19 protein-coding genes and 1 tRNA gene are annotated in these 17,353 nt (G+C 48.5%); 7 read left to right on the top strand and 13 right to left on the bottom strand.

Annotated features, from left to right (window positions below; translation table 11 throughout):
• The first annotated feature begins 160 nt into the window (after positions 1-160).
• A complete protein-coding gene (locus GS501_RS01820; protein ID WP_160830166.1) occupies positions 161-1,189 on the top strand; it encodes an NAD(P)/FAD-dependent oxidoreductase in 1,029 nt (342 codons plus the stop codon).
• Between the two features lie 9 nt (positions 1,190-1,198).
• On the opposite strand, the gene GS501_RS01815 is transcribed toward GS501_RS01820, so the two are convergent.
• Together GS501_RS01815 and typA are read right to left on the bottom strand one after the other, a co-directional pair.
• Positions 1,199-1,492: a putative quinol monooxygenase gene (locus GS501_RS01815; protein WP_160830165.1), complete on the bottom strand. Its 294-nt coding sequence runs from the start codon at positions 1,490-1,492 to the stop codon at positions 1,199-1,201.
• 119 nt (positions 1,493-1,611) lie between these two features.
• Positions 1,612-3,432, bottom strand: a complete 1,821-nt coding sequence (typA, locus tag GS501_RS01810; RefSeq protein WP_160830164.1) for a translational GTPase TypA — start codon at positions 3,430-3,432, stop codon at positions 1,612-1,614.
• Positions 3,433-3,544: 112 nt separating this feature from the next.
• Between typA and queF the strand changes: the two genes are divergently transcribed.
• Positions 3,545-4,033, top strand: a complete 489-nt coding sequence (queF, locus tag GS501_RS01805; protein ID WP_160830163.1) for a preQ(1) synthase — start codon at positions 3,545-3,547, stop codon at positions 4,031-4,033.
• A gap of 9 nt (positions 4,034-4,042) precedes the next feature.
• Here the strand turns inward: queF and GS501_RS01800 are convergent, their stop codons facing one another.
• From GS501_RS01800 to GS501_RS01760, 10 genes are all read right to left on the bottom strand, one after another.
• Positions 4,043-5,260 (bottom strand): outer membrane beta-barrel protein, encoded by a 1,218-nt coding sequence (locus GS501_RS01800; RefSeq protein ID WP_370517903.1) that lies wholly within the window; start codon positions 5,258-5,260, stop codon positions 4,043-4,045.
• A gap of 63 nt (positions 5,261-5,323) precedes the next feature.
• On the bottom strand, positions 5,324-6,883 hold the full coding sequence (locus GS501_RS01795) for a carbohydrate porin (protein WP_160830161.1): 1,560 nt from the start codon (positions 6,881-6,883) through the stop codon (positions 5,324-5,326).
• A 117-nt stretch (positions 6,884-7,000) separates the two neighbouring features.
• Positions 7,001-8,515 (bottom strand): peptide MFS transporter, encoded by a 1,515-nt coding sequence (locus tag GS501_RS01790; RefSeq protein ID WP_160830160.1) that lies wholly within the window; start codon positions 8,513-8,515, stop codon positions 7,001-7,003.
• Between the two features lie 58 nt (positions 8,516-8,573).
• Positions 8,574-8,735 carry a hypothetical protein gene (locus tag GS501_RS01785; RefSeq protein WP_160830159.1) on the bottom strand — a complete coding sequence of 54 codons (162 nt, stop codon included), beginning with the start codon at positions 8,733-8,735 and terminating at the stop codon, positions 8,574-8,576.
• Between the two features lie 6 nt (positions 8,736-8,741).
• On the bottom strand, positions 8,742-9,647 hold the full coding sequence (locus GS501_RS01780) for a DnaJ C-terminal domain-containing protein (RefSeq protein ID WP_160830158.1): 906 nt from the start codon (positions 9,645-9,647) through the stop codon (positions 8,742-8,744).
• Positions 9,647-9,802, bottom strand: a complete 156-nt coding sequence (locus GS501_RS09815; protein ID WP_202405263.1) for a hypothetical protein — start codon at positions 9,800-9,802, stop codon at positions 9,647-9,649. The genes GS501_RS01780 and GS501_RS09815 overlap by 1 nt, the downstream gene beginning before the upstream one ends.
• 125 nt (positions 9,803-9,927) lie before the next feature.
• Positions 9,928-11,430, bottom strand: coding sequence for an efflux transporter outer membrane subunit (locus tag GS501_RS01775; protein WP_160830157.1), 1,503 nt, complete (start codon positions 11,428-11,430; stop codon positions 9,928-9,930).
• Position 11,431: 1 nt separating this feature from the next.
• Positions 11,432-12,343, bottom strand: coding sequence for an HlyD family secretion protein (locus GS501_RS01770; protein WP_160830156.1), 912 nt, complete (start codon positions 12,341-12,343; stop codon positions 11,432-11,434).
• A gap of 12 nt (positions 12,344-12,355) precedes the next feature.
• Positions 12,356-12,550, bottom strand: coding sequence for a DUF1656 domain-containing protein (locus GS501_RS01765; protein ID WP_160830650.1), 195 nt, complete (start codon positions 12,548-12,550; stop codon positions 12,356-12,358).
• Positions 12,551-12,902: 352 nt separating this feature from the next.
• Complete coding sequence (locus tag GS501_RS01760; RefSeq protein ID WP_160830155.1) at positions 12,903-13,343, bottom strand: hypothetical protein; 441 nt, start codon at positions 13,341-13,343, stop codon at positions 12,903-12,905.
• A 348-nt stretch (positions 13,344-13,691) separates the two neighbouring features.
• Between GS501_RS01760 and GS501_RS01755 the strand changes: the two genes are divergently transcribed.
• The 5 genes from GS501_RS01755 to GS501_RS01735 all read left to right on the top strand — a co-directional run bounded on the left by GS501_RS01755 (position 13,692) and on the right by GS501_RS01735 (position 16,933).
• A complete protein-coding gene (locus GS501_RS01755) occupies positions 13,692-14,684 on the top strand; it encodes an extracellular solute-binding protein (protein ID WP_160830154.1) in 993 nt (330 codons plus the stop codon).
• A 21-nt stretch (positions 14,685-14,705) separates the two neighbouring features.
• Positions 14,706-15,200 carry a YcgN family cysteine cluster protein gene (locus tag GS501_RS01750; protein ID WP_160830153.1) on the top strand — a complete coding sequence of 165 codons (495 nt, stop codon included), beginning with the start codon at positions 14,706-14,708 and terminating at the stop codon, positions 15,198-15,200.
• Positions 15,201-15,206: 6 nt separating this feature from the next.
• Entirely contained in the window at positions 15,207-15,884 is a 678-nt protein-coding gene (locus GS501_RS01745; protein ID WP_160830152.1) for a M48 family metallopeptidase, read from the top strand.
• A 23-nt stretch (positions 15,885-15,907) separates the two neighbouring features.
• Positions 15,908-15,993 (top strand) — tRNA-Leu (locus GS501_RS01740).
• 160 nt (positions 15,994-16,153) lie between these two features.
• Positions 16,154-16,933, top strand: coding sequence for a tetratricopeptide repeat protein (locus tag GS501_RS01735; RefSeq protein ID WP_160830151.1), 780 nt, complete (start codon positions 16,154-16,156; stop codon positions 16,931-16,933).
• On the opposite strand, the gene GS501_RS01730 is transcribed toward GS501_RS01735, so the two are convergent.
• Positions 16,909-17,352: a molybdenum cofactor biosynthesis protein MoaE gene (locus GS501_RS01730; RefSeq protein ID WP_160830150.1), complete on the bottom strand. Its 444-nt coding sequence runs from the start codon at positions 17,350-17,352 to the stop codon at positions 16,909-16,911. The genes GS501_RS01735 and GS501_RS01730 overlap by 25 nt on opposite strands.
• Between the last annotated feature and the right edge of the window lies 1 nt (position 17,353).

The following is a 17,353-nucleotide window of genomic DNA, read 5'->3' as shown; positions in this document are numbered from 1 at the left end:
TCTTCTGACCTCTTTTCTACACTCTGAAAAGTTTTCTCACCATTCACGGAAAAAACTTCTTTTACCGAATGACAATCCAACACTTTTAATGTCATTTACCGACAATAACTTACTGAAAAGTACTACTCCATCACTCAAAAAATGCTTATGAGATTCTTCTATGACACATACGCATTCTTCCATCACGACAGATATCGCCATCATTGGTGCAGGCCCAACAGCTCTTTTTGCCGCATTCGAATGCTGTATGCTGCATTTAAACTGTGTCCTCATGGACGCGTTGGAATACGCAGGTGGCCAATGTACAGCGCTCTATCCTGAAAAACCGATCTATGATATTCCCGCACATCCGGCCATTACGGGGGAAGCTCTCATCACGGCGTTAGAAGCTCAACTTGCTCCTTTCCAAATCCCGCGTCTTCTCGGCAGCCGGGTCACAACCCTTAAAGGGCATCGTGGTGAATTTTCTCTCACCAATGAGCGTGGTGACCTCGTGCAGGCAAAAGCCATTATTATCGCTGCGGGCGCCGGCGCTTTTGGCCCCAATCGCCCACCACTTGAAAATCTAGACATTTATGAACGCACACATGCTGTGCAATATCACGTCAGAAAACGCGCCGATTTTACAGGTAAGCGTATTGTCATTGCCGGTGGCGGAGATTCTGCTCTCGACTGGGCGCTCTCACTGTCAGAGGTAGCTCAACATATTTACTTACTCCACCGGCGTAACCGCTTCCGTGGTACACCTGAAACACTCGCTAAAATTGAAACAAAAATCGCTGAAGGGAAAATTGAAAAAATTGTTCCCTACCAGCTGCATGCTTTACATGGCTCAGAAGGTAAACTTCATGCCGTAGAAGTCACCTCAATGGATGGATCATCACGGCATCTCGAGGCTGATACACTTCTGCCTTTCTATGGACTATCGACAGACCTAGGGCCTATCGCAACATGGGGCTTTCAAACCCATCGTAGCGCGATTCCTGTCAACCCGGCGACATTAGAGACCAGCACACCCGGTATTTTCGCCATTGGCGATGTCGCCAGCTACCCAGGCAAACTGAAGTTAATCCTTCAAGGATTTTCAGAAGGCGCGATGGCCGCTCACACGGCCCATTCCGTTGCCCATCCTGAAAGAGCGCTTCGCTTTGAACACTCTACCAGTCGCGGCAAACCTGGCGACAATTGACTGTAAGCCTCACTCAACCGGTCTTAGAAAGACCACGTTGGACGCACCGCCTTCTACCAACGTCTCGATCGCCTTGTTAAAATGCTTTCCGTGCTCTGTTCCCATATGAGCGCGGAAAGCCGCTTCATCTCGATAACTTTCCTCAACATGGAAACAATCGGGGGAATCATCACGTGTATAGACAACAAATCGTACACATCCCGGTTCGGCTCGTACATCTTTTCCCAAATTGGTAAGAAGTTGCGCCACTTTATCACGACAGCCAGGAAGCGCAGTCATCGTTGCGTAAAGATTTTTAGACATCTCTCATCTCCCTCAAACGAATCCAAACCTATATTTCAATGAATTATAACGAAGGCATCATCATGCCCCCAAGACACCACTAAGAAAAAAGGCCGGGGATTTACCCGGCCTTTTCACAATCAGTCCTTTTTCCCACGCGCTGCGCGCTTGCGCTCATGTGGGTCCAAATACCGCTTACGGAGGCGAATGGCTGAAGGCGTTACTTCCACCAATTCATCATCCTCAATGTAAGAAATGGCCTGCTCTAAGCTCATTTTACGAGGTGGGATCAGGAGCAACGCATCATCTTTACCCGCTGCACGCATATTCGTGAGTTTCTTTTCACGAACCGCATTCACCTCTAGGTCATTTTCACGAGAATGTTCACCGATGATCATCCCGGTATATACTTTCTCTCCAGCATCGACGAACAACGTTCCACGATCCTGCAAAGAGAACAGAGCATAAGCCGTTGTATTGCCATCTTCAGCTGAAATCAAGGAACCATTCCGACGTCCCTCAATCGTACCCGCATAAGGCTGATAAGAGTGGAACAAACGGTTCATCAAGCCAGAGCCGCGCGTATCGGTCAGGAACTCGCCATGATAACCAATAAGACCACGTGATGGAATCAAGAAGCTGAGACGCACCTTATCACCACCGGAAGGGCGCATGTCCTGCATCATCCCCTTACGCAAGGACATCTTCTCAACCACGACGCCAGAATAAGGCTCGTCGACATCAACGATGACCTCTTCATATGGCTCTTCACGCTCACCTGTCTCTGGGTTCTCACGGAACAAAACGCGCGGGCGCCCGATTGTCAGCTCAAAACCCTCACGACGCATGGTCTCAATCAACACACCGAGCTGAAGCTCACCACGTCCGGCAACCTCGAACGCTTCACTCTCAGGGCTCTCTGTGACCTTAATCGCAACATTCCCTTCAATTTCTTTGAAGAGGCGATCACGAATCTGACGCGACGTAACCTTCTTCCCTTCACGACCACCCATCGGGCCATCGTTGATACGGAAGGTCATCGACAAGGTTGGAGGATCAACCGGTGTTGAAGGCAGCGGCTCACCGATGGAAGGATCAGCGATTGTATCAGGGATCGTCGCTTCAGACAGACCCGCGATTGCTACAATGTCACCAGCCTTTGCTTCTTCGACGGCCACACGGTCCAGACCACGGAAAGAAAGAAGCTTCGTAATACGACCGGATTCAACAATCGTGCCATCCCGACGAATCGCACGCACTGGCGAATTAACCTGCAGACGACCCTGCTCAATACGACCGGTCAGAATACGACCAAGGAAGTTATCACTTTCGAGGATGGTAGACACCATAGCGAACGGCTTGTTTTCATCAAGCCCTGGGCTTGGCACATGCCGAACAACCAAATCAAACAGCGGAGACAGATCTTTCCGTGGCCCTTCGAGTTCCGTATCAGCCCAGCCCTGACGTCCAGACGCATAGAGCATCGGGAAATCAAGCTGTTCATCATTCGCATCCAATGATGCAAAAAGATCAAAGATCTCGTTATGCACTTCATCAGGACGCGCGTCACCGCGGTCAATCTTATTCACCACCACGATAGGGCGAATGCCGCGAGCAAGAGCTTTCCCGAGCACAAACTTCGTCTGAGGGAGGGCCCCTTCTGCTGCGTCAACGAGGATAACCGCCCCGTCAACCATGCTCAGAATACGCTCAACCTCACCACCGAAATCGGCGTGACCTGGTGTATCAATGATATTAATACGCGTGTTCTTCCACACCACGGAGGTGCATTTTGCGAGAATGGTGATCCCGCGCTCACGCTCTAGGTCGTTGCTGTCCATCGCACGTTCATCAACGTGCTGATTTTCGCGGAACGAACCTGATTGCTGGAGGAGCTGGTCTACCAGCGTTGTTTTCCCATGATCGACATGGGCGATAATAGCGATGTTACGAATGTCCATGGCGATCTTCCAGGGGACGATAGGTTAATAAAGAGTGAGGGTCTTCTGCACTGAATCTTTCTTTTTTGCAAATCCCTTCCCTATAATTCTCACAACCTACAGGAGAAATTTAATGTCTAACCCCCATCCACCCGGTCCATCTGCACCAGGAACAGACGCTCTTAGCCAGCTCGGACGTCAAACAGCACAGCCCCATTCTCCCGAGGAAGCTATCCTAGAGCGGGTCCCGGCTCCTCACCCTGGAAAACGCTATGTCGTTCGCTTTACAGCGCCAGAATTTACGTCTCTTTGCCCTGTTACAGGTCAGCCCGATTTTGCTCATATCGTTATTGATTATATCCCGCGTGGCTGGATTGTTGAGAGCAAATCTCTCAAACTCTATCTCACCAGTTTTCGCAATCATGGCGCATTCCACGAAGATTGTTCTGTGACAATCGCCTCACGCCTTGTTGAGCTCCTTGACCCTGAATGGCTGAGAATCGGTGCCTATTGGTATCCACGCGGTGGAATCCCCATTGATGTTTTTTGGCAAAGCAACACGCCACCAACAGATGTATGGATTCCAGCCCAAGAAGTCCCTGGCTATCGAGGTCGTGGTTAGCTGACGCCGTTAGAATCCTACTGTCACATCCCCTCCAAAGAGGATGCGCCCTCGACGGTCAAAATCCGAAAAGGGACGTGTCCCATTAAGGGCACGATCAAACCGAATCTCCGGGCGAACCTGAAAGATTTTGATATGATGCCCGACATTGGGACGCCACACAGCATTGAAGGAAAGATCCCCATATGTCGTTGGTGGTGCCGTATAAGTGCGTGCTGGCAACCCTAACAAAGCGTGAGCATAACCTTCATTATCAGGATATTGCACCACCATTTGGCCCGTACTGTCGCGATAGACTTCTCCACGCACATTAAGAGTCAACGTGGATGTTGCAGCATACCCACCCCATACAACACCACTCCATGTATCAGCATGCATTCCCTCATCATGCACCTGGGTAAATTCCCCCGTAAGGCTCCATTTCGGTGAAATTTGCCACGTTGCATTGAGATCATTCCAAAAACGCTGTGCAGAATGTGCCCGTACCGCCCCCAAAGAGCGACGTGCATCTTCCGGCCCAACTCTCAAAAGATACGTGAACGACAGAGCACCACCGAAAAGCGAGCTCCCGCTAAAGCCAACATACCCGGCTGGCTCACCATTATTATTCCCCTTTCCAAAGGACATTTGATTACCCGCATCAATGCCAAAAATAGCCGTATAATGCTTATTCAAATGCCATTGAAACAAAGCGCCTACATGCTCAAACGGGTTAGAATATTGGGCTGTGTACGACAGCGTATAGAACGCACGTGCCGTTGGATTAAGCACCTCAACGCCCATGGGGGATGGGAAAATACCAACCTGAGCATCCAACCCTTCGTGCGTCAGCCAAGGCATGTGCAAGGCAATATTTGCAACAGTCGGCGTGATCTGATTACGGTTATTCAGCCACCGGTCTGAAATACCTGAAATAACGTAGGAACGTGAATCTGATCCATAAAGGAGCTGCAAATTTACTCCCAAACCATATCCGCCACCAATAGGGTCAACAGGCTTTGTGAGCGTAATCGCAATCTGATCAAGCGTCGGCTGGCCACTCCGCGACGGCAACAGCTGGCCAAAATTCATCCCATTGCGCGGATGGCCGCTATTTCCCATCGCACCGCCTTCAACTAAAAAGCCAACATCGATATCGGAAAACCAATTTTGTTCCGCTGCCGTTTTTTTTACATCCTCCGCATGCACCGAGGTCCAGCCAGAAAGAAGAAAGGAAAATGCGCCCACGTACACCGATCTCGGGAACCCTGCGGAGAAAAAACGCATTTACCTCACTCCCTCAAAGTTATATTAGAACGTCACACTGGCCTGCAGATCAAGAAGCAAAGCATTCTTGTAACGATTTGTAGCTCCTGGACTCCAGATATATTGCGCACCCGGACGTATTAAGAGCCACCGGGCCAAACGGCACCCATAGTTAAGCTCCAGTGCCGTTTCTGAGCTTGGTTTATAAACCCCCATAGCCCCTGCATTTTGCTTATTTCTGGCCCATTTTGTTAGTTTCTCATTGATCCAAATCGTTTTCATACCCAGAGCAATCGTATCATCTGGGCGACCGGCAAAGGTCCCCTTCCTAACCACGCCAAGCGTCATAAAATAAGGAGCAACCGCTGTTCGTGGGTCTCCCCATGTGAAAGACCCAAAAAAAGCGGTTGAACGGCGCGGATCATTTTCATCACGTTCCAACATACGGTCCACCTGGACCCATCCACCAAAACGACCCCTTACCTTCGAAACCTGCGCTTCCTGAGCTAGCTGGGCAGGCACCCCATAGGAACTGAGCTGGGAATAAACATTTTTTACCTCAGACGTATCCCAATACCCACCTATATGAACGTTCGTCTGTAAGGGGCCACTATAATCATCCTTCCCGCCTTGGTGCCATCCCAATTGAAATGGAAGGAACGTACCCGTCGCCTGATGTACTCCCAATCTCCAACCATTCCGCACGGCTGAAATATTGGGCTCGACACTGTAAGCCCCAAATTGGATCTGATAATGATCGTTACCAGCAGGATAAAACTTAACCCATGCCCCCGGGTGAGCCGTAGGGTAATACCCATATCCAGAGTTCATAGCGATAGACTGCGGCATACCGCAGATACCGTTATTCTGGAATTGGCAGTATAAGTTTGCTCCCCAATAGGTGGAGGACGCTTCAAAATCGTTCTCTGTATTGATTTCACCCACTTCTGTACTAACATAACGGTTCCACGGCATTTCCCACGAAAGCCTCGTGAGGCGCATCGTCTCACCTGAACCAAAAATTTCTTGTGGACTATCAACAGCAGGTAAGGTCTGACCGATCCCCGCACCTTGACGAGCCGTCGTCATAAAGTGGAGAATACCGATTGATAAGCCTGTTAATTTTTTTAAATTAAAATCAATACTAAATGCAATTTCGTCTGCATAACGCGTAGATTTAGATTTGCCTCCCACAGGGTTCCCCGCCGTCTCCGAGAAATATCGGCCACCAAAGGTCACACCATGATCCTGCAGGTAAGAGCGCCAGCCGTAAGGATCTCCAAAAACGCTGTCTTGTTGTAACCAATCCTGAAAACTATTTGGAAAAAAACCTGTTTGCTTTTGGTGTGGTGCCGCCTTGCTTCCTGGGTACGGCGCCAAAGGATCGCCCGGAATAGGAAGATTATTCTTGGGAATAAAACTTCCAGAAGACTGCGAACCATCCATTGGCCGATAAGGTTGCAACACTGACGCACGCTGAGCCTTTGTCAAATGCAGCCTGTCCTGTCCATCAGAAAGGTCTGTATCCTGCGCCACAGCATGACCAAAACACACGAGTGAAACGAGACCAACCCGTCCAACCATTTTATGCCAGTTAACATTCATGAAAGTGCTGCTCTTCGTGATTTGTTTCAACTAGTTGTAACCAATACCTTACAGGACTCACACGAAATGATTTCGCTTCAACGCCGTCCTTGTATCTAGAAACACACCTTAAAATCATCATCTTACACTTGCCCGATGCTGGACGTCTAAACGTTTTATTAACGGAAGAAAAACCAGTACGACAATGCATAGCGCACCGGCACTTAAAAAAAGATTTCGAAAGAGCGGAGCATAAAAAAATGCTTGATGAGCCTCATGAATTTCATTCACTGGCATAGCCGCTAAATTGGCAACCATCCCCCCACCATACATCCCAACACTCCATAGGAAATACATACTCCCCATGAGGAGCGCACTAACCCGCATGGGAGCATAACGAGCAATGATCGCTAGACCTAGCCCCATTGTGAGAAGCTCCCCCAGAGACATTGCACCATAACTTGCAACCATAACCCATGGCGATATCAGCCCCGATGCCCTTGAAGAGGCTTGCCATAATAATAAACAGGCCAATCCGACACATACATACCCTCCCAATATTTTGAGAGGAAACATAATTTCACGCCCCGTGCGCGCTTCGCGTTGATATAACCATGCTAAAAGCGGACTCAACACCATAATCCAAATGGGATTAAGCGCCTGAAATTGGCCAGCCGACATCGAAAATAACGTCCATCTCCCCAATTTATAAGCACCTGACACGGCACGTAGAGCAAAAAGGGTCAATGAACTTTGCTGCTGCTGGTAAAAAACCAGATAAGCCATCGTCTGCAAACTTAAGATATAACTCAATAATAAACCCGCACGCTCATAGACGGCAGCGCGACGATAAATCACGTACCATAGAAGGAGTAAACCTATGATCGCCAACACCACAACAAAGTGCATAAGAGCAATATGCCGGAGCGCCGTTGTAGCCGCTCCCCAGGTGACCAAGAAACCTAACCCCAGCCCCCCCCATAATCGCTTCCCATTTTCCGGGGACTCGAAACCAACGCTTTCTTTAAGGCGATATTCAGAAAAAAAATTGTCTAACCAGTATGAACGAAATTTATAATAGATTACGCCTATAAGAAGGCCAAACCCACATACCATAAAGGCAATCATAGGGCCAAAACGCTGCTGCAACCATGGCATCAAGAGCATGGAGAACGTGGAGCCCACATTTACAGACATGTAATACAGCGTAAAAGCCGCATCGAGAGCGGCCCCATCACCCGCATAAATCTGCCTCACCAGAGCACCAGCGTTAGGCTTAAAAAGACCATTTGCAAGCGCAATTAAGGCCAAAGAAGGTAAAAACACAATTGGCATTGTCAAAGACAATGCCAATGTAAAATAACCTATTGTAAGACCTATCGCTCCGCATACTAAAGTGGGGCGTATCCCCAGGAGCCGATCACCGATCACCCCGCCTAACACAGGAAGAGCGTAAATAAGCCAACCCAGCGCGCCTTGCATGTCGTTCACATCGCTATCACACATATGCAAGTGTTCGACCATAAAAAGGGTCAGAACCGCTTGCATTCCGTAATAACCAGAGCGTTCCCACAGCTCAATCGCGAACACGACAGAAAAAGCCCGCCTACGAGCTGGCAAAAAAGACAATGAACGCGCTACTTCATTACTCAATGACGCTCCCCCTCATCACAAAAGGAAGAGCATACCCGCCCTCCTATAAAACACGACCTCACCAGCCTCCAGCGAGATGAAAGCCGTGTTTCTCCATGATTCCGTACACACTGAGTAGCGATAAAACACACACAAACACAATTGCAACGAAGGCACTTGGCAAATAACTACGACGAAACCACCGCCACCATGCCGCTAAACGTGTAGAAGACTGGGCCATAAACCGCTATCCCTCACCAGCCACATTTTCATCTACCGTCTGCTGACGCAAGAATTCCTCTAACTTCTCATCAGGAGTTCCGATGACAACACGCAATGTCGCGTACAAATCCCCTGCGGCATGCTGCTTCGTTGCGGCAACACCACGCCCCTTCAAGCGTAATGTCGTCCCACTATCAGAATGAGGCTTCACCATAACAGCAACAGTCCCCTTCGGCGTGCGCACATGGATCTTTCCACCCAGTACAGCCGTTCGCAAATCCACATCTACTGTGACACGAACATCACGTCCATCACGGGTATAGTAAGGGTCTGACGCCACAAATATTTTGAGAAGGACATCTCCTGCCGGGCCCGGACGGCCATCACGTCCCGGATGGCCAGGAGAGCCTTTCCCCTTCAAACGCAGGGTCTTCCCATCCTCAATCCCTGCCGGAATATTAACACTGACATGACGCCCTTCCCCTAAGCTAACGTCACGCTTTGTGCCCAACAAAGCTTCCGTAAAAGAGATACGAAGCTCCCCCTGTAGGTCTCCACCTCTTCGGGGTTGGCCACCAGCACGGAACCCTCCTCCACCGCCGAACATGCTTGAGAAAATATCACCCAAATCGTCAGCTTCGAAGCCTCCTTGCCCACTAAAGCCGCCGCTGAATCCTCCGGCTCCTCCTGCGCCAAAGGGGGCACGCTCTTGACCATCCGCATCAATCTCACCGCGATCAAACCGTTGGCGCTTCTCTTTATCCCCTATAATGGAATAGGCCTTACCAACGGCCTTAAACCGCTCCTCCGCCTTTGGATCATCAGGATTCCGATCAGGATGATATTGTTTTACAAGACGACGATAAGCACTGCGAATTTCTTGATCAGAAGCTGTTTTACTCACACCAAGAGTCGTATACGGATCGCTCATTACTGCTCCACGCCCCCTAAATTACTGTCATCTAACAAATCAATCAGCACGGCCAGAACCTCATCTCGCGGGAAGCCCGCCGCAACCGCCTGCTTAAACAGTTCCTCAACTTTAGGTTCTAAGAATTCCCTCGCAGAATGTGGCTCCACTTCCATCTTACGCTTCTCCTATACATCATGATGTGGGACACGTTATAGATGACGTCAATATACTCTCTGATAGTATTTAAGAACTTCAATCACTTCTCAAACAGAGACACTATAAAGGAATGGCCTGATCACTAACGCGTAAACGCCCTCATGAGCATGCTTTGTCCTTTTTTCTCGATTGGCAACCGTGTATCGGTCAACTCACGCCCCTGCCAGCCAGCCCCCATGGCAACATAGAGTGTAACGGCATCGTTCAGCCTTTGTCCACTTGCACGAACAGCATCGTCTCGCACTTTCAGGGCTGTTTGTTGTGAGTTCAAAACATTCAAATACCCTGTCAAACCCGCAGTAAAGAGCTTCTGCGCTCGCTCACGCGCTAAGCCTGCTTCTTTGGCTGCTGCCCATTGCTGGCTAACCGTCTCATTGTCTTGATGCCAATCATCAAGACCATCTTCTACTTCACGGAAAGCATTCAGTACTGTCTGACGGTACTGCAACCGGCTGGCTTCTGCTTGGGAACGCGCTTCTGCAATCTGCGCACCATATTTCCCACCATGTAGCACTGGAAGAGACATCATCATCATAAAGTTCCAGCTCATACCGCCAACCTGGAACGCCTGATACAAGGCAGAAGCATTCGGATTAAATGTTAATGGAATGCTAAAATTCGGATAAAGCTGAGCCACTGCGACACCAATACGCGCCATACTTGCTGCATAATGCCGCTCTGCTTCACGGATATCAGGCCTATTAGCCAAAACCATCGAAGGAATCGTTGCTGGGAAAGTTGGCACCTTTGGCAAAGGATGCCTTTTTTCTAGTTCTGGCTCTATCGTCCCTGGCATTTCACCCATCAGCATCGCAATGGCATGAATCATACGTTCTTGTTGTGCATGCAAAGGCGGCAGTTGCGCTTTCTCAGCATGTTCCTCAGCTCTTGCTTGAGCAATAGCTAATGTATTGCCCACACCATTGGTATAAAGTCTTTCAACCAATTGAGTACTTGCATGCGCCGTGCGAATCGCATCCTCAGTAACGTTCAAGCGTTCCTGCACAGTCCGAAGAATAATATAATCACCGACAAGCTGACTTAATAACGTAACTAAGACGCCCCGGCGTGCTTCAATTGATTCATCAACGATTCGTTTACGCTCTTGTACTTGCCGGGCAATTCGCCCGAACACATCAAGCTCCCAATTCGCCCGTGCTCCATAGGTTAGAACAGAAGCATCTGGATGGTTCACTGGGTTACCAGGACGGATCGGCCAGTTATCAACATTAATTGAATAACGACTATCGCCCCCTCCGGCATTAGCATCCAACTGTGGATACCAATCAGATTGGGCTAAGCGCCTTAAGGCCTGTTCACTCAAAATATGTTGTGAAGCGACCTGGAGGTCGTAATTTCCTTTAATAGCCCGTTCTACCAATGAATTTAAAACGGGATCTTGGAACTTAGCCCACCACTCTTTTAACGACGCTTCAGTAGCCGCAATTTCTTCTTTCGTTGCCGGATGTGGTTGACTTGTAAAATGGTCCGGCACCGGAAAATGATCAGGCTTATAATCAGGACCAACCATGCAGGATGTTAAGAATAAACAACCAGAGATGGTCAAAAGAAACGCGCGCCTCATATCACAAATGATCCTGGAGCCACGTCGTTAACAGACCACGCCCACCCTTTTTCTCTAAACCAGCGGCCACCGTGGCGGTCATACCAGCTGACAAAGTCACTTCCGGAGGGACATCATCAAACTCAATACGCACCGGGATACGCTGTGCCAAACGTACCCATGTGAAAATGGGATTGACGTCTGGAAGACCTAACCGGTCAGACACACCATTTTCGTCATTAATACCCCGTCCAATGCTAACGACATGCCCTCTGAGAACATGGCGATATCCCATCAGCTTGATACGCGCCGGATCCCCAACACGTACCCCGTGCATTTTGGTTTCTTCAAAATAAGCATTAACCCAGTAGCTATGCGCGTCAATCACTGCCATCCGTGGTTGACCCGCCTGCGCATAATCCCCAACACGAAGATTAAGGTTGGTCACATAACCATCAACCGCCGCATAAACCGTTGAACGTTGGAGGTTGAGAAGAGCCGTATCTAAATCCGATTGAGCTTCTTCAACCTTCGCATGTCTCGTCTCAACTTCAGAATCAAAGTCTTCTTGCTCTTCGCGAGAGACAACGCCGCTCAGTCCCTTACGACGACGTGCATTGGAGATACTAAGTTTATAATCCTCTGTAACACCCAATAACCGCGCCCTCGCTTCATCAATTTTTAGATGAAACCGTAACGGATCAATAACGAAAAGAGGATCACCCTTATGGACAAATTGGTTGTCTACAACGGGAACAGACACGACTGTTCCTGAAACCTCAGGAGCGGCATCAACAACATACACGCGAACACGTCCATCACGTGTCCAAGGATCAAGGACATAAATGTCCCAAACAACGTAGCCCAACCCAACCGCTAAACAAACAACGATCAGGGTCAAAAGAGGGCGCAACAAACGACGCAACCAAACCATTATACTCCCCCCTCAGACATAAAGCACCAAGAGGCAAAGCACGCAGACATACAAAGCAATCTCAAAGAGGGCAATATGCCAAAACCAGCTCAGAGCCCCAAGTTTCCACAAAAGAAAACGGAATATTAGGGTAACAAATACGGCGACAACGGCATAAACAGCGATAGGGGAAACGAAGATACCAAAGAGATCTACTTCAGTGAGCATCATACCACTCCCCATACCCATCATAACAACGGGTCAGTGATACATATCGCGCTCTCGCCACGTCCCTATCCCAATCTTCACATATAATCAGTCGATGATCTGACAACAAACCATCTCACCCGAAGGAATTAAGATATTATCTGCTCCTTGCCTAGTCTCCTTATGTGACACGCTGCCGCAGAATGAATAAATTCTTATATTCCTCGAGAGTTAATTTTCGCGCTTTTTATAGCAAAAATGGGGCGATGAAGTGTTTCCTCATCTCCCCATTCCGCTGCAGATCACCTTTTCGTGAGCGTCACATTCACGGCGAGAATTCCCTCATCTCGCCGTAGAATCAGCAAACTCCAGATCATTTTTTACGAGAAAAAGCAGACCGCGCCTTTTTAAAGAAGAACCCACCGGCAGACCGACCCATTGGGCCTGTCACCACATTAAGAAGGGCGGACAAGGCGATAGACTGTTTCAATTCATGCAGCTTATTATCGCGTGCGATACGCGCCCTTTCCTCAGCCAAGCCAGGACGGCGTGAAATAGCCGCCAGGATAATAAACAAAACGACAAAAAGAAGATCGACCCCTAAAACACACAATGCTGAATAGAATATCCCAAAGTGGCAGAATGCAAAAAAAAGCGCCCACAGCACACCATGAAACGATATGGCAGCAAATAAGAGAAACACGAGCGCTATGACTGCAAAAGCCACACGGATACCATGACGCTTCACACAATGTGCAATAATCTGCCCTTGAGCAGACAGAACCTCTTGACCCACTTCAACAGGACTACTCATGGTGTGCTTTACAACCCCTCAAAAAAATATTTTCGCCACTATACTAAAAATCATATCTGGATAAAAGCTTTTCTTAAAAGATTACTCTATATTTCATATATAGGATGAACAGATAGTCTCATAACTGTGTGCTTTACTATCAAACCGTTAAACAATGACCTGATACGGGTCATACTCAGGAATTGACAGAAAACAGCATGATTGTGATCATGATATAAAGATTTTATTTATTTTTCTTCTAACAGTTTTTAAGCTTTTATCATTTCTATGCCCGGTTATCTTGTGTATTCACTACGGAACTGATCCGTAGCCCTCCCAACAATATTCTGAACTCCAAGTGCCTTTCGCGTGAATACATCCCATCAAATGATACAATGCCCGCCTCTGGGGGCCTTCATCACTCTCATCAAAAAAGAGACAATTATCGCCTTCTTGTGCGCCATCCTCTTAGCCATCACAAGCACCTTCTCGCACGATAGCGTGGCATCTCCACGTTCTCATCTATCCACCTGGGCGCTGCCTCAGAACAGCCTCCATGGCCACACTCTCATTATACCTCCCACCTTCAAAAATCATAAAATTCGCCTCCGAGAATGGGATGGAACAAATAATAATTTTCTAGAGGTGATCAATAAACACCCGAGACGCTGGCAAGCCGCCATGCTTGATAGTACCCAGCTGACCATTGGTTGTGCACAAGGCGTATTATATCCTATTCAAAACAATACAGGCTGCGGCCAACCAGCTGGTTTTTCGGAAACAATTCTCACCTGGGACCGTTCACGCCTGAGCACTCCTCCGCATTGGGAAGATCTGTGGAATGTCGTCCAACTACCAGGACAACGCGCCCTCCCCCAAACAGCACGTATTACCTTGGAAGTTGCACTCCTTGCTGATGGCATTCCACCACGACATGTTTACGATGTCCTCTCCACCCCACAGGGGATAGAGCATGCTTTCCACCGCCTTGATCAACTTCGCCCCTATATTCTGTGGTGGCGTACCCCAAATGAAGCGCACCGTCTCCTTCAACACAGGGGCTTTCTCATGGGCGTTATCCCCCATGATACTTTAGCAGCTTCCGTCCTCCGTAGAGATTCTTATGTCACAGAGCTTTCTGCACATTTATCGCTCTACACGGAATATTATTGGAGCGTCCCCAATAATCCCAACCACGCCAGTCTCCGCACAACCCTTACCCAACTCGATAAGAACTTCCCTCATTTTCCAGACCTACCTGAACCTCTTCCCAACAATTCCCTCGTTATTAATAATAATTTCTGGTCCACACATGCACCTGTGTTAGAAGCACGCTTCTCAGCTTGGTTGAAACAACATTAAAGATCTCAACATTACGTTATTATGACTTCCACACCTCCTTTCTGGAAAACGACCCCATTAGCAGACATGACCCAATCACAATGGGAATCCCTTTGTGATGGATGTGGTCGTTGCTGCCTGCATAAACTTCGTGATGAAGAAACTGATGAGATCATTTGGACAGACATTTCATGTCGACTCCTTGACACTCAAACATGTCTTTGCACTGACTATCACCGTCGCCAACGTCGTATCCCTGATTGTATTTCCTTAACGCCAGCCCTTCTTCGCGATATTGACTGGCTTCCCCCTAGTTGCGCTTATCGCCTATTGCGTGATGGGTTTGACCTTCCCGACTGGCATCCCCTCGTAAGCGGCTCTCAAGACACCGTACACACCTCAGGGGCATCCGCGCGCGGTCGCTGTCTTAATGAACGCTACGCTGGCATGATTGAAGACCATCAAGCCGATTGGCCCGGAGAATGGCCGGATCATGCACCACCATGCACAAACTCCTTAAAGAATAATTCTAAATAGGTTTTGATGTTCGCGCCGCCTATCATTTGGAAAAAATCTACCCGTGCCCGGCGCGTCATTTTACGTGTTGATATTCAACAAAATGCTCTCATCGTCACCATTCCACCTCACATAACTCACCAACAAGCCATCGCCTTTGTTCAAACACAATCTCAATGGATTCACGAAGCCTTTAACGAGCTCCCACCTTCCGCTCTTAAACAAGGGAGTATTCCCATAGAAGGGCGCTCTTACCCCATTCATATAGAAGAGCAGCCCTCGTCAAGACGCATCTGGCTCGATGGAGAAGGGCTTCATATTACAAAGACATCCTCAGATAATTGTGAAAAACGCCTGAAAATATTCTTACGTCACCTTGCCGCAGAGCGTATTCCCACCTTTGTTGAACATCACGCTAAACATATGGGAATAACCCCCACTCGCCTCACACTACGTGACGTAAAAAGCCGTTGGGGAAGCTGCACACGACAAGGCCACGTCATGCTGAGCTGGCGCTTAATTCTCGCTCCACCCAGCGTCTGTCACTACGTCATCGTCCATGAATTATCCCATTTGCTCCACTTTAACCACAGTGCAAACTTCTGGGCCTGCGTTGATAAATGGTATCCTGAAGGACGTAAGGGACGATTAAATGCAGAAAAATGGTTGCACCATTATGGTATTACGCTTTTACGTATGATATAGGAAAACCCGCTTCTGAGTTAAGTGCGCGCTTGGCGGAATGGTAGACGCACGAGACTTAAAATCTCGGGTCCGTAAGGACGTGCGGGTTCAAGTCCCGCAGTGCGCACCAGAAGTACCTATTTTAGTTATCCGTCTATAAATAATTATAAAACGCCATATACCAAGATGAGGTTCCAACCCTTCGCGCACTGGGGTACCTTTATCATCATCAGTTATTTTTATAAGCTCTTTCTGTATCGCGACACATTCCACTGGAGGGGCATGATCTGATGGTATTCACACGGTTTCTCCAACGTTTCCGCCAAAGTAGAAAACCTTCACCGCCTCCCCTGCCCGACGATCTTCAAGAAATTTATCAAAAAGCTTCACAAGGCCATGTTCTCGAACAAGTCCTCTGGGGGAAAGCTCTTCTCAATAGCCAATATCTACCTTCTGATCATATGCGTGCTTATGAGTGGTTTACCATTGCAGCAAAAGCTCATTATGGGCCTGCTCATAATATGCTGGGACGTTGTGCGCAATTTGGCTGGGGCTGCCCACGCAACCTCCCAACAGCCGCACAGCACTATAACCGAGCTGCACAATTGGGAGATCTATGGGGTACCTATAATTTAGGAATCCTCTATATGCGTGGGCTCGGTGTTGAAAAAAACATGAAGCAAGCCTTCATCCTATTCCGCCGTGCTGCCCTTAAAGGCCATCCCAAATCAATGAACCTTCTCGCGCGTTTCATTGAAGAAGGATGGGAAACACCGCCTAACCCGCAAGCAGCTTTCGACTGGTATCGACGCTCTGCTGAAGGAGGCGACTATCGCGGACAGCATAATTATGCCGCTCTTCTTCTATCTATGAACCGCCCTGAAGAAGCCCTGGAATTCTGGCGCAAATCCGTTCAGAACGCCACGCCAGATATTCTCCTCGCTATGGAACGCGAATTAAGTCGACCTAACGCCCCGCACGATGACGAACTACGCCAAGACATCGCCCAAAAATTGGCCGAATTTCGCACAGAACATGAGATTGATCACCTATCCGCCACATCCTCATGATGATGACACATCACCCATTGAGCATCGCCATCCAGATAATGCTCTTTTTTCCATACCGGTAAGCGTTTTTTTATTTCATCAATAATGTACCGACATGCCTTAAAAGCCGCATCACGATGCGGCGCCGCTACACCAATCCATACGGCTATATCCCCTATACAGAGAGCCCCTGATCGATGCACGGCAGATGCCGCAGAAAGGGAAAATTTCTTCTGCGCCTCCTGAAGAATTCTCCTTCCTTCAGCCGTGGCAAGCGCTTCATATACCTCATAATCTAAGCCGTTCACGGCACGACCTTCGTTATGGTTGCGCACCCACCCTTCAAAAGAGCAAAACCCACCTGCTTCCGATAAGTGAAGGGGAGCCTGCAAAGCTTGCCGATCAATTGGCTCATGCGCAATTTTGAAAAAGAGCGACATA

The sequence above is a fragment of the Saccharibacter sp. 17.LH.SD genome, assembly GCF_009834805.1.
Classification (GTDB): domain Bacteria; phylum Pseudomonadota; class Alphaproteobacteria; order Acetobacterales; family Acetobacteraceae; genus Saccharibacter.
Note: the sequence above shows the minus strand (reverse complement) of the source record. Positions and strands in the feature narration are given on the sequence as shown.